Here is a 21,536-nt window from a genome sequence, read left to right on the forward strand (position 1 = left end):
AGGACAGCCATCTATTTAACTTCCACAAATTACCATTTAAATTCCAATAATCTCCATTTCTGCATAATTGACTAATAAATAGCCGGAAGCATATCGCCTTCTAACGATAGCTTCCGGCATAAAATTCATTTCACACTATTGAAAGCTAATTAAAAGAGATAGCATTAATAAAATAACTGATTAGCCCAGACTTTTTCAGCATCAGTCTGTACATAATTCTTATTTGTATAGATACGAATCCAATCAATTTCCATTCGAGGCGTATTATCATCCGTTTCACAATTGGCAATACTTTTCAGTACATTATCCCAACCTTCAGGCGCTTTACCAGCAGCCCGTTCCGAGCTTTCAGCCAATCTCATAAAGAAGTAGAGACCGGCACTGCCACCAGCAGCAGTAGCAGGATCAGGATTAGCAGTAGCAGGAGTTCCAGCCTTGTCGAATGGCCACCTGTCAGGAGATTGTGTACGATTCACAGTCAGATTGGTTGCTCCATTAATTCCTAAATTGATTATATTTTCATCCACAAGTTCCACCCAATATATATTCCATTCATTCGCTTGAGGTATTGCTACACTCTTTGAACCTATCTCATTATCAACAGTTACAGCCTGAGTAATTACAGAACCTTGAGTGTTCTTGAGAATATCGATCTCATCTTTCGTGTTCGGAAGGGAATTTTTCTGATTTTTAAGTCCGATTGTCGGAACAAAACCAGTCCGTATTCCTCTCAAACGCGCCTTCACTTCAATTCTCATACCAGGAAAGAACCGAGTATGTTGTGGGGCAAAAATACCACCAAATTTAGAACATTGCAATGCGGCGACACCGTAATCCTTGGTAGCAGTCATGGCACCAGTCCCCTGAACATTTTTATCCACCCACATATTTAAAATACCTTCATTGGTTATATTTGTACATTTTGCATTATTCACAGCTTGTATTTTCTGTGACGGTGCATCATTAATATCAGAAAAGGCCCAAGAAATACGATGTCCGAAAGCATTAGGGGTATTATTTCCGCCACTAAAACTATTATTAATATAATGGAACTCTATCGCATTGCATAATACCCAATCTTTATCTTTCAAAGCTGAAGTGGGATGAGCGCTATTCTTATTCATAGCTATTTTATCTCCCGTAAACCAACTTTCAATTGCAGTTTTATTTTTATCAGACATAAACGGCCTATCCGGGAATTCATACACCTTCGTTATATCAAACAGATTAGGATCTCCCATAGATTCCAAATCAGTCATAGTTATAGTCAGAGTAGAATTTATCATCGGATTCGCTGGAGAATCACTCTCCAGATTCAATACCAGTTGCAAATCCCCTGTCATTTCAAAATCCTGTTTAATAGTCACAGCATCACTTTTTGCCGAAGTTCTTCCTGCAGGAATTGTTAATGTAGAAGGTAAATTTTCATACCTATCTCCTTCCCCTTCTTTCGGAGTAATTTTCATATTAAGAGGTACGGAACTTGGTTTTTCAATCTTTGCAACTAATACAAACTTACCACCTTCCATTACTACATTCTCCGCATTGTTCTCCAATGATGCCATTATCCGATAATAATCGGAAACCTTAATTACCTGACTGGAGCCTTCCATCTTATAACCACGGGCAAAAGCCGTAAAGTTTATAGCAGTACTACCCGTCAGTCCGGATGCCTTTATCGGAAAATCCACCTGAATCTGTTTCTCCCCCTTCGGAAAAGTAACGATTCCATTGAACTGTTCGAATACATTCGAAGCATCCTCCGTTCCGGCTTTCGCCGTAAAGTAAATATCAAAATCTTCATTTGCTACAACCTCCTTGCCATCAGCATCCGGTTCCACATTAATATTCACTTTCAAGTGTTCTCCCATCGCAAATGCGTTGTCATTGATGCTCATCGTTAATGGCACGATTTCCGGCAGAGGGCGGTATTTCGTTTCTTCCTCACACCCAGTCAACCCCATGGTCAACAAGCATATCGGAAATATTTTATATAATATGTTCTTCATATCTTTATCTATCTAATTATCATAAATGAATTTTATTCAGTTCCCTTACTTAGTCGGCCATCCCGGATTCTGATTCAGCTCATGGTCCATCTGGATTTCATCCGGTGGTATGGGTAACAAGTAATCACGATCTTCATTAAACTTGTAGCCTTCAGGCAAGTACTCTTTCAACGGATCCATCCATCCTTCATTATCTGTCAGTACATGATTCAGTCCTTCTTTCCGCAATGTAGGCGAAAAGCTCAGATAAAGTACACCGTCTTTGCCCAGATAAGCTCCACGTCCGCGTCCTTCCACACCTTTCAACGTTCCGGCTACCCTCCAACGCATCAGGTCATCCAAACGAAAACCTTGCAGAGATAGCTCTGAGCGTCTTTCCCGACGTACCTCCTGCACTGCCGGCGGCAGGCCTTGGAAAGGGAAGTGAGGATCAGCCGCCGGAGTAACATAGGCCACACCGGCTCTTTGACGCAATGGCTTCAATGTTTTCTCTGCCACGCCATCGTTATACAGCCCCAATTCGGCGGCAGCTTCAGCATAACAAAGCAATCCTTCGGCATAGCGGAACATGACATGAGCCGTTTCACAATTGCCGGTTACATAGGTCGTATCAATGCCAAGGCGAGTATGGAACCCGGTCACGTTCTTGTAAATACCATCCCCATTCAAGCGCGGAGATGAAATATCTTTATTCTTTTCCTTTTGTTCTTCTTCGGTACCTGTCTCGTCATACGCTCTCACATTCATCAAGCTATTAGACTTGAACTTACAACCGGTATGCATCACCATGGCCAAAAGTCTTCCGTCACGATCTTTAAATATCTCATTAAAGTCCTTATACTTTTCATCGGTCGGATCAACCGGCGTACCATCCACATTCAGAAAATTATCCACCAAAGACTTGGATAGTCCCGAAGGCTTCACATTATCTGTTACTCCACCGCTAAGCTGTTGAGTAACGGTATTGAACACGCCATCAGCTATTGAATATTTTTTCCAAAAAGTCACTTCGCTAATGTTGGAAAGATCGTTTGAATTGAATAGCTCCGAAAAAGCGTCATCTATATTGGTAGCTTTCGGATTGGTTGCTGTCATATGCAAAGTCAGTCCGACCGGGAACAAATATTGATCTCCCCAGTTCATCACTTCCTTAAAAAACTCTTCAGAGTTATCTTCCGTTGCAAAATCAGTTCCTTTGTGATACTTCTCCCACGAACCTTCGTACAAAGCAACTCGCATAGCCAGAATCATGGCCGTTTCTCTGTTGACACGCAATCCACTGTATTTACTGCGGGAATGTAAATTAGCACGAGCCTCCGGTATCAACCCAATAGCCGCTTTCAAATCGTTCAGGATGAAACGGGCTGCATCCGCACGTTTTGTCGCCGGAATTTGCAAACCGCCCAACGTAGCATTGCCATCCCAGAAGTCATCCATAATGGGAATATTACCAAAACGTGTGAGCAGATAGAAGTGCCAATAAGCACGGAAGAAATACGCTTCCCCTCTCAATGAAAGCACTTCGTCCGTCTCGTCCACCTCGGAAACTGCGTAATAATGGAAAAAGTAATTCACCATACGCAAGTTTTTATAGCCTTTATTCCAATCGTCAGAACCACTGAATTGATTATTCTCTCCATTCAGGCGCATATCATACTTTTCCGAAAGGATATTGTCACTGTTCACCTCTTCTCCTCTGACACCAATACCATATTGAGCCGGAGCCGGTAGAGAAGTATACAAATTATTTATATAGCTCTCTACATTCTCTCTGGTTTTCAAGAAATCTTCATTGTTAGGCTGCGTATAGGGTTTACGGTCCAAATAGTCGGAACACGCCGACAACAGTAAGCCTGCAAAAACAGTCAGGATAATTATTTTATTTTTCATGATAGCGTTCCTCTTTAATTAAAATGTAAAATCAAGTCCAAACACGAAATTACGGTTCATCGGATACACCTTTCCGTTACCATTCTGATTTTGAGCCGAGGTAAGTCCCGGAGCAGCCGCGTTACTTCCGCCTGCCCACGCGTTCACCTGATTAAGGGTTTCCGGATCAAACTGATTCGGCAGTTTACTGATGGTAAACAGGTTATCGCATGTAAAGTATACTTTCAGGTTACTTAGTCCAATATTCTTCAACAATTGAGGCTTAAAAGTATAGGATACTGTCAAGTTCTTCATACGCATATATGCCGCATTCAGCATATAGCGGGTAGTATTGTATCCCGTATTGGCATTCGTTGTCTGGGCATCGGTCGTCAGTCGAGGTAGATATCCATTGGGATTCTCGGGACTGAAATAATCGAGATGCTCCTTGAACCATTCTTTACCACCGAATAGGTAAGTACTGGCGGCCATCGGGAAATCTCTCTTGGCAACTCCTTGCAGCAAAGTGGATATTTCAAATCCCTTATATCCTACGTTTAGATTGATACCGAAACTGTATTTGGGAGTGGCATTACCGATAATTTTCAAATCACCATGGTCGGCCAATGTACCCTTACCCGGATCCACTTTACCGTCACCGTCGGAATCAATGTATTTCAAGTCGCCTCGTTGCCACTTGTCACCGGACTTAAAGAAACTAAGATCTACTTGTCTGAGGTATGCATCCACTTCACGATTGGACAAAAAGAGATCATTCGCTTCATATCCCCAAATCTCACCAACGTCCATTCCTTCATAATATCCTTTATTAGTTGCCAAACCGGTATGATTGTTGTATATCAACCCCTCCGGATTATTATATTTGGTGACAACAGCTTTGTAATTGAATACATTGAATCCTATGCCATAGCTAAAACCACATTTCAACTGGTCCTGCCAGTTTACAGACAATTCCCAACCACGATTACGTAAAGTAGCGTTATTGACCTTCGCACGGTCATCCGTACTAATACCTCCGAGATTCGGAATAGCTTCAGCAGGTCCAATCATGTCGCGCGTGGTACGCTGATAAATATCGGCAGTAATAGACAGTCGGTTATCCAACAACATCAAGTCGATACCTAAGTTGGCATTATCCACCTTCTCCCACGTAATATACGAACTGATCATCTTAGGCGTAGTGGCTAAAGTTCCTTTTTGAGGAGTAGCTTGCACACCGGGCAACAGCCAAGCATTGGGTGAATCGGAGGTCAAACTCTGAATCCCAAGGTAATCGTAGAGTCCCGCTCCGTTCTGATTACCCAAGCGACCGTAAGAAACACGTACTTTCAATTGAGAAACCGGCAGATTCAAAGCTTTGAAATAGTCGGTACGAGAAATGTCATAACCGGCTGAGAAAGAAGGGAACAATCCCCAGCGATTTCCCGGAGCAAAACGGGAAGAACCGTCATAACGTCCACTGAATTCCAGAAAATAAATCTCCTTGTAATTCCAATTCAGTTTAGCGTACATACCCATTGTAGCCCAATGCGTGCGGTCTTCACCTGCCAATACTTGCCCGTTAGCATTCACAAAAGAGAATATATCACTAGTCAGCAATCCGTCTTTATAAGTATAACCATTCGAATTTTCTTGCAGTTCCATCTGGAAACCCGCCATCGCCTTAAAGAAGTGGTCGCCCCAAGCATGTGTGTAGGATGACGATACGTTTGGAGACAGGTAGTAGTTGAATGTATTACCGCGTGTATAAGAGCCCCAATTAGAGTTTTTCCAGTTCATGCCCGGATATTGATATCCCTGTTTGGTTCCCTTGCTTATATCCAACGTTCCGTCAGGTTTTTCGGCAGTAGGATATCCGCGTTTGAAGTCATTGTTTTCCACATCGAAGCGTACTTTCATTTCACCTACAATATCCCACCCTTCCAGCGGAGTAATCGTAGCGGCAAACGACATCGCATCAGAAATTCTGTTCTGCACATAATGCGATTGTTTCAAATAACGGTATTCGGAATTATCATTATATTCCGACTTTACAGGAAGATGGGTAGGAGAATTCGGAAAGCTGCTTCCGATAGTTCCATAAAAAATGGTCTGGTTAGCCATCGGACGCTTCAGTATATTCAGCGAAAGGTTATTATTGAAATTAAACTTCAACCATTTATTGGCTCGGATCTGAAACTTCGAGTTTACATTGTACTTACTCAAGTTATCGTCCACTTGATCCAGTAATCCTTCCTGGTAAATATATCCCAAACCTACGTAATAATTAAATTTATCAGAACCTCCCGTTACGCTCAGATTATGAGAATGACGGATGGAAGCTTTTTTAAAGTAGTAATCATACCAGTCGGTATTGGCATACACAGCATCTTTAGAACCTGCCCAACCGGTACCGTCCGCATTAGGTCCTATGCCCGGGAACTTTTCCGAATAAGGATTCTCCATAAAGCCCTGCATCTTTTCGATGAGCGCATCAGGAATCGAGTGTTTTACTCCATCGTTATCATCTCGTTCGTTCAGATAATTGGCAAATTCAATAGAATTCATCATTTGGGGCATATTAATAGGAGAACTGAATCCTACAGTACCACTGTATGATATACGTGTTTTTTCCTTTTTACCACTTTTGGTAGTGACGATAACCACACCATAGGCGGCACGTGCACCATAAACGGCAGCAGCAGAAGCATCTTTCAAAACACTGATGGTTTCAATGTCGGCAGGATTCACATTCTGCAAACTTTGCTCCACTCCGTCTACCAATACATAAGGTTCGCCTCCATTGATAGAACCGATACCACGAATATTGAATTTAATTTCGGCACCGGTCTCACCGCCTACCCCATTAGCAACCGCATCAGAAGAGAAGTTTAAACCGGCTACATTACCCTGAAGGGCACTCGTGAGGTCAGTAACCGGACGGTTGACAATAGCATCGGAACCTACAGTAGCCACCGCCGCCGTAATGGTGCTTCGTTTCTGTTTATCCATACCTACTACTACCACTTCATCCAAGACTTTTGTATCCTCTTTTAACGTAAATCGGTTGCCTTCTGCTTTTGTCACCTTTATTTCAAGGGGAGTAAAACCGACATAAGAAATAACCAATGTGTTACCTACTTTCCCTTTCACGGAAAAGTTACCGTCAATGTCAGTCAGCGTCCCATCTTTAGAACCTTTCACCATCACTGTGGCGCCGATAATGGTTTCACCTTTATCATCTACCACTTGTCCTTTTATCATTTGTTGCTGTGCCAACGCACTCAAAGGAAAGGATAGCAGGAGTATCAGAAACAGAATCAAAAATTTCTGTACTCGCATGAACTTCTTTTTTTCCATAATATTGTATTTGATTAATTTAGATTCTCTTTTATTCCGTCGGATTCGCATAATATTCAAACTCTTCTTTTATGGCCTTCAACAAAGACTTATTATTGGTTACGTCAATATCCGTTGCCAAATCCCAACTCATAATACCTGCAAAGCCTTCTTCACACACATATCTCGCTTTCTTGCGAATCGTTTCTACACTGTTGAAAGTATATGTATTTCCTTTATATGTATATGTATCCTCAATCGTAGTAGCCAGACCGTCATTCACGAAATCATAATAGGCAGCAATCAGACTACCCGTAGAACCATAGAAAGGGACTCCCATCACTAGTTTATTCTTAGGAATTCCATATGTTATAGCCATTTCTCCATCTTTTACAAATTGCTCATAAGGAAAACGCATCACTGCAGGGCCATAACATTGATAAGAGATAAAATCCAGTGCATCAATAGCTTCCGGAGATATTTTAAAAGAAACCGGATGCAAAGACGCAGTGAAGTAAACATACTTTCCTAATGTAGAACGCATTTGGATAACTGTTGCACTATAATTATTAAATTCATTCGTATTTGTAGGCCATTCAAAATCAAAATCAACTCCATCAAAATCATATTGTTCGATAATCTTCTTCACCTCGGAAGCAAATCTTGTGCGAGCAGTGGCATCAGCCATCATCTTTTTCCATTCTCCACCGGCAATGCCCAAGCGCAATCTTCTATCTCCCTGTTGTCCCTGTAAAGCGGTACGTATATTATTCAAACGCCCCAGCCAGGAATGTGAATCCTTGCCAGGTTTCGTGGCATCATCGTATTTCCAGTAAGCAAGTATTTTGGAATTATTCCAATTGTCAAAGGTGATAGGATTTCTACCTGATGTACCTACTACCAGACTGCTTACAAAAGTTTCATCTAAATAACCTTTAAATTTATCTCCAATCAAAAAATCAGTACGTGTATTAGGTACTTCATTAGGGAGAGCACCTACAAAACTTATTGCAGTATTGTTTGTATCCACATAAAGTTTCGCCGTTCCCTGTTCATAAGTCAGCCCAATATAGTGCCAGCCTGTTGCCAGATCAGGAGTGGTAACGGTTGCAACCGAACTTCCAATAGACAGTTTCAAACTATTAGCTGTCGCACCCATTTGAAAAGCAATGATCGTGGAGTTTCCATCCATTTTCTTAAAGAGAAAAGCTCCGTCCACCCATTCACTTATATATATATAGGTACCAAAGGTGAATTTATTAAAGGCCCCATCAGCAGAGTGAAGTAATCCATCACCGCCATTCATAAAACTTGTTCCTTCAAATTTAACCACTCCATTACGACCTTGAAAAGCGCCTGTATGAGATACGTTTGTCATCGTCGCATCATTCAACGGCAATTCAAAAGCTACCTCACCATTTGCATAAGGACGCGCTGCCAAATAAATCAAATCTGTACAAGCACCCATACTGGCTGCCGAAATACGGTTTATTTCAAAAAAATCCCCCCGAATGTAAGAGCAATTAATGAATGATTTTACAGTAGGATCATCCGGTTCTTCCGGTTCACCAGGTTTTCCTGTGATTGCACCTTCAGGAGGAGTACCAGTTGGAACGTCTACCCATTTTGTGTCTTTACAAGCTGTCAACGTTCCAAAAAGGAAGAGACAAAGAAATAGGAATTTGTTTCTCATAAATTTAATAATTAAGATTAGCTTTATTTAATAATTGTGCTGTCCCTTTTGACAATCACGATCACAAATGTAGGCTATATTAAAGGCAAAGAATGTTCTATTTTAGCTACGATTCTTCCAAATTTGTCTAAAATCGTCCATTTCATCGATATATCTAAACATCATAGACATTGTTGGACATCTTACGAATCAAAAAAAGAAAGCGGAAGTATTCATTCCTGAATATTCCCGCCTCTTTTATATTTTATCCTAATATAACTACAACAATTTTCCTACGAAGATATATTATAGGTTTTCTATATCAGAAGATTGAAGACCCGTGTATTTGATAATTGTATCAATGGATATTCCGTCCTCCCTCATCTTTCGAGCAATTTCAATTTGCTTCTTTTGCTCTCCTTTCTCCATCCCTTTCTCCATTCCTTCCTTTATTCCTTCTCTTATCCCTTCCTTTAGCCCTTCTTTCATCCCTTCTTCAGCCGCTTTTCTCCGCATCTCTTCGTTTTTACGCCGTTCATCCTCCTCTACGATTTGATTGACTCTATATCGATCTAATGCCTTATCATAAGCGATACGATTTTCTTCCGAAAGATCGGCAACTGCTGCCAATCTCGCCAGATGTTCAAACACTTGTTCTTTAATTGATTGATCACAACCATGAAAGCCAACAACAAGATTAGAACGACGTGAGTATAATGTTTCTTTCATCTATAAATTTTGGTAAGTTCACCTGATTTAGAGACTATTCCAGCTTTTTTTAGAAAAGATTGGGCATTCCTTTTATTAGCTGTAATTTTCTTCACTACCTCAACTCTAAGTTCTTCCCGAGTTTTTATTTTCTTTGTAGCAGTCATTATATACCTCCTTTCTTGTACAAAGATAACTATTTAAATCCATAAACATAAAAAACAATCCCAAACTTTACGGATTTATAGCCTTTTAAGTAAGCCGTCTCCCTTTCAATTCCTCCAAACAAACAAGAGAAATGTTCTTTTTTTCAGATTAAGAAAGAAAACAAAACTGTTGAAGATGGGAATCCGGAATTAAAAGCATCCATATTATCACATATATATGCATATTACTGCCACAATACAGCATATATTTTCAGATAATATGCGTTTTCTTTAAAGAAATAAATGATTTTCCTCGGTGAGCAATAAGCCATTCCTCGGTGAGGAACACATCCTTCCTCACCGAGAAAGCCTTCCATACTCACCGACCAAGTTATAAAAGCCCTTGGAAAAGCCCGTTTATAGGCTAGTTCATCATCACATGCGCGCAAAATAAGAATGATAAAACAAACTACATACGAGAAAACAACAAGCATATAGATAGCAACACAGAGGGATTATTTATTTTTAGACAGGAATTATCCAGGATAACAAACAGCCCTACATTCTTTCATCCAAAATGCAGAGCGTTTTTTCCTTCACCACAAACAAGTGACTGATATATTAAAAACTGAAAGAATAGAATATACCCTTTTTCAGATCAGCATATTTTTAATCCCATCCTTTCAACAACCATACTCTTTCAGCGTCTGCATCAACTTCGCACCATTGATCGGCTTCACCAGATAATCATCACAACCAGCTTTCAACGCAGCTACCCGGTCGGCATCAAAGGCATGAGCAGTCAGGGCGATAATCGGAATTTCAGCATTGAACTTCCGGATCTCCGAGGTTGCAGTACGCCCGTCCATTACAGGCATCTTCATATCCATCAGTACCAAATCCACCGATTGGGTACGGACAATCTCAACTGCCTCCAGTCCATTCGGTGCGTGTAACAACTGGCATTTGTTTTTCAAGATAGAAGATACCAAAAAGAAGTTACTTTGTATATCTTCAACGACCAGTACTCTTTTAGGTACTTTCTTTGTTTCTTCGGAGTCAAGAACATTTTCTTTATCTGCATCCTTCTCATTATTCCGACGTGAAGAAGTCGATTCGCTGCCAACTGACTTAAACTGGCATGGCAAAACCGCCCAAAACAAAGACCCTTTATCAAATTCCGACTCAAAGCCTATCTCTCCCCTGCAAGCCTCAACGATGGCTTTACAAATAGACAGTCCCAATCCGGTTCCCTGTGCAAATTCATCCAGTTTCTCAAAACGATGGAACACCTTGTCTTTTTTATCTTCCGGTATACCAATACCTGTATCGCGAACATAAAGACGAATATTTCCGTCTATCTTTTCATACCCCATTTCAATCATTCCTTTGGAGGTATATTTGATAGCATTAGTTACAAAGTTAGTGAGAATCTGCGCTAACCGGTTTTTATCCAAACGAACGGTACAGGTTTCATAAGGATTCACGGGAACTAACCGAACCTGCGGATTTACTACACGACGATGCATCGAAGCAGCTAATTCATTGAAATAAACAGCCAAATCAAAATCTTCGTATTTCAGTTCTACCGAGCCGGCTTCTATTTTCGAAAGATCCAGTATGTCGTTAATCAGCTTCAAAAGCAACTCATTGTTGGCATTGATAATCTGAATAAATTCTTCTTTTTCTTCTTGATCTTCCGTTACCATCAATAAGTCGGAAAAACCTACGATAGCATTTAACGGAGTACGGATTTCATGGCTCATATTTGCCAGAAAGGCGGATTTCAACTTATCGGATTGCTCAGCGCGGCTCCTTGCCTTTTCAAGTTCACCAATCATGTGCTGCCGCTCGGTAACATCATCTACACGAATCACGACACCGTCAACATCTCCCTGTTCATTAAATATGGGAGTAGCAAAGACTTCTATGACATGCTTGTTATCCAGATTAAACAAGATAGACTCTACCTGACCGGATCTCCGGGCACGTTGCATCACACAATTCTCACAAGGAGTGGTGCGATTATGGGCCGTCAGATAGCAAAGCTCCCCTTTTTTGTAAGCCTCATAAGAAAGGCTTTTACTACAAAGCGAGATATTCTCCCATTGTACGATATAGTCGTTCGCAATATATGCCAATCCCGAATTAATATTGTTCAATACCAATTCATTCTGACGAATCAAATGGATCATTCTTTGTTCGCTCTCAAGAAGTTCTTTTTTCGAACGCACAACCTCTTCGTAAAGATTGTCATATTTGTTTTGCCACAAAACACGTTCGGTGATATCTTGAGTTATCACCATATAATTGGTAATTTCAGACTTATCATTATGTACAAAAGAAACGGTAATCTCGAAGAATTTTATACCGGACAGATTAGTAGGAAAAAGACGGCACAAGTCATCAAAATCATATTTTGCCATGACACGCACCGTTTCTCCTTTTCTGATCTGTTCCTTGATTTCATCAGAGAAACTGGTGTAGTTGAATAGATTATAGCCCAAAATATCCTTTTTGTCTTTTATCCCCATTGATCTCAACCGTGAATAATTGACATCTATCATGAGACCGTCCTTATCATACAATTCCAAGCCTACAGACAAGTCATTAAAGATATTATGCAATAAGTTATCAGCTATCCCATTTACCAAAGTCTGTTCCATGCAGCAAAATTTGTATAGTATTACAATATTGATTGTTTATCCAAGCAAAGTTACTTTAATATTTTGTTACATAGAAAGAAAGAGGCCTTTTAGCCTCTTTCAGTATCTTTATTCCGCATTTTGGTATAAGAAGCCTTCTGCTTTCGCTAATGTTTCCGGTTTGCCTATATCAATCAGATGCAACTTTTCTGTCAAGTAACCACCATAGTTTACTTGCCGGCAAGTGGCAAGATAGAAATCCATGATAGAGAATTTTCCGTCCCATGAGGGAGAGGTCATCCATTGAAAAATGGCGGGCGAAAGTACATGGATGCCACTGAATGCATATTCTTGATAAAGGGAAGAATCATACTGAAAACCTTCCGGTTTCACTTGTTCCGTATCCTTGTTTATCCATCCGCAAAGTCTCTTATCTGTATCAAAAAGAAGATAGCGAGAGGTTTTACGTTGGCTGGCCAGTAAAGTGGCAACAGCACCGCTTCGTAAATGGTAGTCATATAATTCTTTCAGATTCACGTCTGAAAGAATATCGACATTATGTATCAGGAAAGGCTCATCGGAGTTTTCAAAGAAAGAACGGGCTTTCTTAATTCCCCCACCGGTATCGAGTAACAGGTCACGTTCGTCGGAAATATGTATGATAAGCCCAAAATTCTCATTGGCTTTTAAGAAATCAAGTATTTGCTCACCCAAATGATGGATATTAATCACTATTTCTGTGAATCCGGCAGCTTTCAGTTTTAAGATCACATGTTCCAACATCGGATGTCCGGCTATGGGAACCAAAGCCTTAGGCATGGTATCGGTGAGCGGCTTCAACCGACTACCCAAACCGGCTGCAAATATCATTGCTTTCATTCTTTCAGTTACTTTCTTCTTTATTTTTAATCTCCTTAGATTGTTGCCTCAAACGTATGTTCTATATTCTGTTCCCGATGTACGAGTTCGACTTTCACACCAAATTTCTGATTCAGGTGCTCTGCCAGATGCTGGGCCGAATAAACAGAGCGATGCTGTCCCCCGGTACAGCCGAAGCAGACGGACAAATTACTGAATCCACGTTCCATATAACGTTTCACGGAAGCATCTACCAAAGCATAGACATGATCGAGGAAACCTAGTATTTCGCCATCTTCTTCAAGAAAAGTGATTACAGGCTCATCCAGTCCGGTGAAAGGTTTGTAACGCTCATACTTACCGGGATTATTCACGGCGCGGCAGTCGAATACATAACCTCCTCCGTTACCCGTGGAGTCATCAGGAATGCCTTTCTTATAAGCAAAGCTCATTACTTTGACAGTTAGCTGCCGCTTTTTCAGATCATCCGTAAACTGTTTCAGTCCGGTAAGCTCCCGCAAAACGTTACAGAGATACGGATATTCCGGATATTCTTCTTTCAACAATTCACGCAGGTTCTCGATGGCATAGGGAACACTTTGGATAAAATGCGGTTTCTTTTCGAAATAGCCACGGAAACCATAAGCTCCCAACACTTGCAGCGTACGGAAAAGAACAAAGTGACGAAGTTGGCTATAAAAATAGGATTCGTCAATCGGCTGGTATTTGCGAAGAGCTTCCATATACTCTTGCAGCAGTTCTTTACGGAGGCTATCGGGATATTTCGCTTTCGCTTGCCACAGGAAAGAGGCTATGTCGTAATAGAACGGGCCTTTACGTCCTCCTTGAAAGTCAATAAACCATGGTTCGCCATCTTTTATCATCACATTACGGCTCTGAAAATCACGATACATAAAAGTAGCGGAAGAACTACGAAGCAAGACATCACTCATTTTCTGGAAATCATCTTCCAGTTTATCCTCCTGAAACTCCATACCGGTAGCTTTCAGGAAGCAATATTTAAAGTAATTCAAATCCCACAAAATGGAACGTTGATTGAACTCCGGTTGAGGATAACAACGGGAAAAATCAAATCCATCGGCCCCGGCAAACTGAATAGCAGGAAGCAGACGAATCGTTTTGCGGAGCAACTCTTTCTCCTCTTCTGAAAAGACACTGGTAACACGTCCTTTCTCTATGGCATGAAACAATAGAGCATCCCCCAAATCTTCCTGCAAATAATAGGTTTTATCTTCCGAGACAATGCGAACTTCGGGAACAGGCAGACCGCACTTACGGAAGTGCCCCGCCATATAAAGAAATGCTTCATTCTCATCAGTTGAAGCCCCGTAGACTCCAATCAACGGCTGAATACCCGTCAACCGAAAATAACGGCGGTTGGAACCGGAAGACGGTAATTCTGTTATGTTTTCAGCGGGAACGCCCGTATATGACTGATAAAGTTTCTGTAGTTCTTCAGTAATCATAGTCGTATATTTTCGAGCAAAGATAGAGAATCTAGCTAAATAATACTATCTTCCCGCTGATAAAAACCGCCTACTTTACCAAATCCGTGGTGTATAGGTCTTTATTCCGATGACATGGTACATGACTCATTCAATCGTTACTCCCATTCTTCTCAACCATGCTTCTACCCCGCTGGCACGACCGGGCATATCGATCCCGTCATCATCAGGGCGTCCGGGAGTCGTAATATCATCCGGATCAAGATCCTCCGGAAGAGTTACCGGGATATGTTTCGAATTAGGAGTCAGTTTGTAAATCTTCTGCATTGATTCGTTGAGATAAGTTGTTGCGCCATAAGTGATAAACGGAATAATCGTTTTACCGCTCAAATCATAATTGTCGAGAAAGGTACAAACAACCATAGCAGGTTGGTGCCACCAGCAAGGCGAACCGACAAAAATCGTATCATACTGCGCGATCGTTTCGGCAGCAGGCAGATTGGCTACCCCCGGACGTAAATCATTGTAAGCTTCGTTTTGAACACGGTCGCTGTCGTCATAGGGATTCGAGGCATAAGGAACAGATGCCCTGATACGATATACATCAGTCCCAAGTAGTTCTACAATACGTTCTGCAACCGCTTGCGTATTACCTGTTGCAGAGAAATAAGCAACCAAAATTTTACTGTTGCCAGATAATTGATCGGGAGTGTCCGGTTGTTCCGTCCCCGAAACAGAATTATCATCATTCTTTGAACAAGCAGCCGCTATTGTCAGGGAAAAGCATAAAAAGGGGATTAAAAGTAACTTTCTCATACGTTGTTTTTTATATTATTTATTCAATTTGTTATGATGCAGCCACTCGGTCAGCAAATCTGCAATCTCAATATTATTAAGGTCAGACATCATGAAATGTGTATTGCCCCGAATACCCATTTTAGGAAGTTCAACCAATGTAGCATTACCACCGTGACGATTGATTGCTTCCACAAACTTACGCCCCATCTGAAGCCGTACCCGCCAATTCTCACCGCCAAGTTTATCGGTTACTTCTTCAGGAATATAATCACCGAAATAAAGGACAATTGGAATTTTTGTCAGTTTCATAAAATCGTCCATCGGCACACTTACTCCTTTAAGTGTTCCCGTCAAACCCGGCATCGGTTCAGGAACTTCTCCTTCAGGAAAAACATACGTTCCCGGCTCGTAAGATACGATCCCCCGAATATTCGGATTTTCGATAGCTGCCAGCCATCCCGGAAATCCTCCTGCCGAATGTGTTACGATAATTCCCTCACCGATGCGACCGAACAAAGCATCGAGTGCTGTAAGGTCGGTTTTCATATCGTGCCGACTGATGTCAGGTGTCATTTGGCGAAAGAATTGTTCAAGCGATGCAGAATCAGTCGGAAACTGTACACCCTTATTAAAAGCCGGCCATTCACCGATACGGAAAATATCAAACCAGAATTGCTCGTCTGCCTTCGGTTCTAATTTTGTTTCAGCAGTTGTCCGTCCTGCCCGCCCACGACCGGGCATATCAGCAACATAAGTGCCAAAGCCTCGCCGCAACATTAATGTCTGAAATCCCTCACGTCCGTCAGGTGTCATTTGCCAGCAACGTCCTGACTGTCCATAACCATGGATGAAGACCAACGGAAGCCGATAAGCATCGACCGGAATTTGGAAATCGACAACAGCATGGTCCGCATGATAACTCTGCCCTTGTTCGATAGGCGTACCGAAACCGGTAAATTTACTGTTATCGTATGCGCCAGAGTGTTGAACAACTGTTCCTCCAACAGCAAAACTGCCCTGTTTAGCGATTGCAAGCGGCGTATCGCTTACAGATATATTCTGCCCAAAACTACCCACCCACATAAGAAGGATAAATAAACTTATAGATAATCGTTTCATACATATTGTTTTTAAGTAATTACACCTCTTTTTATTGTCTGTTAGCTCTCTTTATATCCACCAGCGAGATATATTCATTCCGGTATCGGGCATTCGGATTTCGTTCACCATTTGCCAACAAAGGGTCCTCGTCATTTTTCTTGAATTGAATAGCTTTCTGCGGACAATTCTGAATGCAGGCAAAACAGAAATCACAATCCCCCTGCATTTTAATGCCGTTTGAAGTAAACTCATAATTTCCACGCGGACAGACATCCGTACAAGCTCCACAATCAATGCAATTCTTCGTGACAACAAAATAATTTTCGCTCCTTTTGAGAAAACCGACTTCCGGGTCGAGCCCTGAACGTGCCATGAATCCAGCGTGCATCTGCCGTTCTTCTTCACTTACCGGTTCGTGCCAATGCCGCCTTTGTGATAAGTCTTCGGTAATCTGCCGCAAGTTCTCCGGAATATGTTTGTCTATTTTTATCTGTTCATTCATATCGAAGTTCGGCAGCCAGTTATCCACCATGATGAGCGTGGTGATATAGTCGAATTTGTTGCCAGCCTTACTCGATATATCATTCCATATCTCTACCGAATCGCATTTCCTCGCTCCATAAGTGAGCACTGCAAACTTATATGCTGCTTTTAACTTTGCTTTCTTTATGAAATTCCTCACCATATTAGGCGGCATATGACCGTATATCGGATAAACAAGACCTATTTCATCAGCCTCAAACTCATACCGGTTCTGCTTTACCATTTGCGGAATACTCAACAACTGTTCTTCCGACTCCACTAATTGGCGGGCAGCATGTAAACAGTTTCCCGTGGCAGTGAAATACAAAATGATGCGCTTCTTCTGTGGTTTTTCAGCACAAGAAGTCAAAGCTGGCAATCCTATGGATGAGGCGGCGGCTCCGGCAACCATCCTGCCCATTCGTGCTAAAGCTTCTCTACGGCTGATCCTTTTATCTGTTCCCATATCGTTTAATTATATTATTATCAGTTTACACTACTCCTGCCTTCCAAAAAGACAGAAACACCCATTTTGCTTATTCTTCAGCCCGCTCTAATTCATTATACTCTTTATCCGTTACCGGTTCCAACCAGTCGACCGGACCTTTCGAAACCTGTGTACCGATGGCAACATGTGTAAACTCGCTGTCGGGAGCCGCACCGTGCCAATGTACTATATTGGGAGCGATTCTCACAACATCACCGGGATGAAGCACTTGTATGCTTTTTCCTTTTTCCTGATAATATCCCTTCCCTGAAGTACAAAGCAAAATCTGACCGCCCGGATGCGAATGCCAGCTATTGCGCACACCCGGCGCGAAAGTTACATTACTGACAGTGCAGTCCATTGAATCAGTCGCCGCGACAAATCTTTCAAGCCATGCCTCACCCGTAAAGTTCGGATTATCTACTATCAAAGAACCTTTGGAGAACACATCTTTCTGAACAGTGGCTTCCATCTCTTTCTCATTTTGATTACAGCAAGCACTCATCAGCACCGCAACAGCAATTATAAATAGTTGTTTCATACTGTGTCGTTATTTTAGGTATTGTTTGAAGTAGTTATCCAACTTGGGAAGCGTTATTTTCAGATACTCCGGACGGTCGTAAAGATCGACGTGGGTAGCACCCGGTACAACGAACAGTTCCTTGGGTTCTGCAGCTTTTGCATAGGCATCTTCCGAGAAATAGGCAGATACGGCATTCTCTCCTGCGATGAAAAGTAACGGGCGTGGTGAAATCGTTTCAATCTGTACAAACGGGAAGAAGTTCATCATCGGCGCAAGGCTCGTATAAGAATAATAGGCCGTAGAGTTAGGATGCTGTCCACGCGCAGGATTATCATAATAATCAAGGAAGTCGAGAGCGTATTTGGGTGTCGAAGCATCCACCTTCTCCGGCAGGGCGCGGATATCTTTACGGTCTGCCCCGCCAAATTCTATCGTACGCTGACGACCGATTTCGTCGAGTGACGCCATCCGTTGTTCATAAGTCATCGAATCGCCTACACCCTGGCGACGGGCACGTCCCATATCGTACATGCTGATTGTTGCCACAGCTTTGATACGATGATCTATTTGCGCAGCACTCACCGAATAGCATCCGCCACCACAAATACCAATCACCCCGATTTTATCAATATCAACCGCCGGATGATTCGACAGAAAATCAACTGCTGCACTGAAATCCTCCACACGTACTTCGGGAGACTCTATACGCCGCGGATAACCACCACTTTCACCATAATAGGAAGCGTCAAATGCCAGTGTAACATACCCCTGTTCAGCCAGACGGCGTGCATAAAGCCCCGAAGTCTGTTCCTTTACACCACCGAAAGGATGACCGACAACCAGTGTCGGGTATCTCTTTGCCGGATCACAGTTGGCAGGGAGATAAAGATCACCAACCACATCAATCAGAAAACGGTTGTGAAATGTAACCTTCTGTTTCTTCACTCCATTTTCCACGACTACAACCGGTGTTCCGGGATTGACTATTAATCCTTTACTTTGCAATACTTCATCCAGCACCATCCGTCCGGCATCAGCTTCGTCACAACCTATCTGCTTCTCAACGATGGCAAGCAAATGGCGCAATTCGTCGGGTGTAACGCCCACATTCAAAGCAATACCTATATGGCCTTTCATCATTGGTTCTACCCCACCAATGGCAGCTAATACTGCTACGGTAGCAATTTCACGTTCGGAATAGGTCAGCACGTCACGTTCGAAAATATCGGCAAAAAGATGTTCTTTGAGAAACACTTCAATTTCGGGAGCCAATACAGCATAATCCGCTTTCGGAGCATCAACCGGTGCACCCGAAATCCTGGCTAGTATATCCCGTCCGCGGTCGTACTTGCTTCGGGTATCGGTAATTGGTGAAGCTTCACGCCCTCTTTTATCCTCAATACCGTTTGCCTTACGCTCATCGAGTACGGCGACAAAAGTCTGTAATCCGCGAAGAGCTCGCGGAAAACCGCAATAAGCATAAGAATGAACCATTATCTCTTTCAATTCATTGACGGTCATTCCGTCCTCCAATCCTGCAACGAGGGCTGGTTTCAGTTTTGCAAGGTCTCCTTTACCCACAAGGGCGGCAACCTCTACGATATATTGCTGCTTCTTATTCATCACTTGTTCTGCTTTCGGGGTTTGTGCCATGCCTAAAGAGGCAAGACAAACCATCCATATTCCTAAAATGTACTTTTTCATTATAACCCTTTTTCTAAACGGACTAAACAGCCCAGAGCCAACATCCAGTCCGATAGCGGACATTTGCAATTTCTTGTTTCCTAATTTTCTGTACTTCATACTCTCGTTATTTAGATGATTCAAATTACCAACTTTCGATGATGCAAAATTATGTGATAAATAGAAGCGCGTCCATAGACGGATTACGGTTTCAAATACCAATTTTACTGATTGGATATGGCTTGCTTTCAGCAGAATAACACAAATTACATAATCACTAACCGATATTACTGATTCTGCTACCGAAAGATTGCTTGTATATAAAATTCTGCTATCTTTGCCATAGAAAAAAAATAGAGTATGGGAACAATCATAAAGTTAGATTCGGTGCAAGACTACAACGAACTGTTGGGAGTAGAGACTGTTCATCCATTAGTAAGCGTAGTCGATTTTTCGGAATTAGAGAGTGTCCGCCACTGTCTGAAGAATTTTGGTTTTTACTGCATTTTCCTCAAACATATTGATTGCGGCCCGCTACTTTACGGACGTAACCAATATGATTACCAAGAGGGAACGTTAGTCTTTATTGCACCGGGACAGGTTGCCGGCATTGATGACGACAAAGTATCGTATCGGTACAAAGGATGGTGTCTGATGTTTCACCCCGATTTGCTGCGTGGCACCTCTCTCGGGCGTCGCATGGCAGATTACTCGTTCTTTTCATACTCGTCGAACGAAGCATTGCACATGTCCGAACGCGAACAGCATATTATCATTAACTGTTTCCACGAAATTAAAGAAGAGCTGCAACACGCCATTGACAAACACTCCAAACAAATCATTACGGCCAATATCGAAGTATTACTCAACCACTGCGTCCGTTTTTACGACCGTCAGTTCGTAACACGTGAAACTGTGAACAAAGACTCACTAACCCGTTTTGAGGGTTTATTACGTGATTATTTTGCTTCGGATAAGCCCCAGCAACTCGGTTTACCCTCGGTTGCATGGTGCGCCGACCAGCTACATCTATCCGCTAATTATTTCGGTGATCTTATTAAGAAAGAAACCGGAAAATCAGCACAAGAATATATCCAGTTGACCACTATCGACCGTGCTAAAGAATTGCTGATTGAAGGTAATAAATCGGTCAGTGAAATCGCTTACGAATTAGGCTTTAAATATCCGCATCATTTAAGCCGATTATTTAAAAAAGTGGTAGGGATGGCTCCGAATGAATATAAGATAGCAATCTAGCAAATCTCATTATATGGAAGGATTTTCAGTGCAGGGATTAAAGGTTTTCAGTGCAGAAATTTATAATAGTTTATGCAGTCGAGTAGTCATCCCCTTATAATGGGACAAATATCACCTTATACAGGGCAGACGCATTAAAAATTATTTTCCTGTAAAAGTTGTGACAAATATTTTTCATCCCATCCCGCTTTTAGTCTTTTCAGATTCATGCTTCCTTTTGTTGTTTTCTCATTCTTTAGTATGGTAAGTGCCATTTTTGTTGCCACCGAAAAGTTTCTGGCTGCATTTTTCACCTTTTTACTGTAGTCTTCTCGAAAGGTAACATCCAGTTGCCAATGAAGATTATTCTCAATAGACCAATGCTGCCTGATGGCAGATGCAATCTCCTCCGGTTTGGTATTATCAAGTGAAGTTACATAGTATCTGACCTCTTGAGTATATTCTCCTGTTGCT

Annotated in this window: 15 protein-coding genes; 1 reads left to right on the forward strand and 14 read right to left on the reverse strand. The window is 41.9% G+C overall.

Going from position 1 to position 21,536, the window contains the following annotated elements; genetic code table 11:
- Window positions 1-164: 164 nt before the first annotated feature.
- The 13 genes from HMPREF9010_RS12875 to HMPREF9010_RS12810 form a co-directional block, all read right to left on the reverse strand.
- Window positions 165-2,009: a DUF5006 domain-containing protein gene (locus HMPREF9010_RS12875; RefSeq protein ID WP_004304362.1), complete on the reverse strand. Its 1,845-nt coding sequence runs from the start codon at window positions 2,007-2,009 to the stop codon at window positions 165-167.
- Window positions 2,010-2,054: 45 nt separating this feature from the next.
- Complete coding sequence (locus HMPREF9010_RS12870; RefSeq protein ID WP_008648812.1) at window positions 2,055-3,899, reverse strand: RagB/SusD family nutrient uptake outer membrane protein; 1,845 nt, start codon at window positions 3,897-3,899, stop codon at window positions 2,055-2,057.
- 18 nt (window positions 3,900-3,917) lie between these two features.
- On the reverse strand, window positions 3,918-7,238 hold the full coding sequence (locus HMPREF9010_RS12865) for a SusC/RagA family TonB-linked outer membrane protein (protein WP_032852551.1): 3,321 nt from the start codon (window positions 7,236-7,238) through the stop codon (window positions 3,918-3,920).
- Between the two features lie 31 nt (window positions 7,239-7,269).
- Window positions 7,270-8,910 carry a glycosyl hydrolase family 18 protein gene (locus tag HMPREF9010_RS12860; protein ID WP_008648814.1) on the reverse strand — a complete coding sequence of 547 codons (1,641 nt, stop codon included), beginning with the start codon at window positions 8,908-8,910 and terminating at the stop codon, window positions 7,270-7,272.
- 285 nt (window positions 8,911-9,195) lie between these two features.
- Entirely contained in the window at window positions 9,196-9,618 is a 423-nt protein-coding gene (locus tag HMPREF9010_RS12855; RefSeq protein ID WP_008648815.1) for a hypothetical protein, read from the reverse strand.
- An 808-nt stretch (window positions 9,619-10,426) separates the two neighbouring features.
- Window positions 10,427-12,409 carry a response regulator gene (locus HMPREF9010_RS12845; RefSeq protein WP_008648817.1) on the reverse strand — a complete coding sequence of 661 codons (1,983 nt, stop codon included), beginning with the start codon at window positions 12,407-12,409 and terminating at the stop codon, window positions 10,427-10,429.
- Between the two features lie 108 nt (window positions 12,410-12,517).
- Window positions 12,518-13,267, reverse strand: coding sequence for a nucleotidyltransferase family protein (locus tag HMPREF9010_RS12840; protein ID WP_008648820.1), 750 nt, complete (start codon window positions 13,265-13,267; stop codon window positions 12,518-12,520).
- A 35-nt stretch (window positions 13,268-13,302) separates the two neighbouring features.
- Complete coding sequence (locus tag HMPREF9010_RS12835; protein ID WP_008648822.1) at window positions 13,303-14,733, reverse strand: phosphotransferase; 1,431 nt, start codon at window positions 14,731-14,733, stop codon at window positions 13,303-13,305.
- A 126-nt stretch (window positions 14,734-14,859) separates the two neighbouring features.
- A complete protein-coding gene (locus HMPREF9010_RS12830) occupies window positions 14,860-15,528 on the reverse strand; it encodes a flavodoxin (protein WP_008648824.1) in 669 nt (222 codons plus the stop codon).
- A 15-nt stretch (window positions 15,529-15,543) separates the two neighbouring features.
- Window positions 15,544-16,629 (reverse strand): alpha/beta hydrolase, encoded by a 1,086-nt coding sequence (locus tag HMPREF9010_RS12825; protein ID WP_008648825.1) that lies wholly within the window; start codon window positions 16,627-16,629, stop codon window positions 15,544-15,546.
- A gap of 31 nt (window positions 16,630-16,660) precedes the next feature.
- On the reverse strand, window positions 16,661-17,599 hold the full coding sequence (locus tag HMPREF9010_RS12820; protein ID WP_008648826.1) for an EFR1 family ferrodoxin: 939 nt from the start codon (window positions 17,597-17,599) through the stop codon (window positions 16,661-16,663).
- Between the two features lie 70 nt (window positions 17,600-17,669).
- The gene (locus tag HMPREF9010_RS12815; RefSeq protein ID WP_008648827.1) at window positions 17,670-18,161 is read right to left on the reverse strand and encodes a cupin domain-containing protein; all 492 of its coding nucleotides are present in this window, start codon (window positions 18,159-18,161) and stop codon (window positions 17,670-17,672) included.
- Between the two features lie 9 nt (window positions 18,162-18,170).
- Window positions 18,171-19,847 carry an alpha/beta fold hydrolase gene (locus tag HMPREF9010_RS12810; protein WP_008648828.1) on the reverse strand — a complete coding sequence of 559 codons (1,677 nt, stop codon included), beginning with the start codon at window positions 19,845-19,847 and terminating at the stop codon, window positions 18,171-18,173.
- A gap of 339 nt (window positions 19,848-20,186) precedes the next feature.
- Between HMPREF9010_RS12810 and HMPREF9010_RS12805 the strand changes: the two genes are divergently transcribed.
- On the forward strand, window positions 20,187-21,083 hold the full coding sequence (locus tag HMPREF9010_RS12805; protein WP_008648830.1) for a helix-turn-helix domain-containing protein: 897 nt from the start codon (window positions 20,187-20,189) through the stop codon (window positions 21,081-21,083).
- Window positions 21,084-21,217: 134 nt separating this feature from the next.
- On the opposite strand, the gene HMPREF9010_RS12800 is transcribed toward HMPREF9010_RS12805, so the two are convergent.
- Window positions 21,218-21,536, reverse strand: a 319-nt coding sequence (locus HMPREF9010_RS12800) for an ISAs1 family transposase (protein WP_008648833.1), incomplete at its 5' end; no start/stop codon positions are given.

It is taken from the genome of Bacteroides sp. 3_1_23 (assembly GCF_000162555.1).
In the GTDB taxonomy this organism is placed as follows: Bacteria; Bacteroidota; Bacteroidia; order Bacteroidales; family Bacteroidaceae; genus Bacteroides; species Bacteroides ovatus.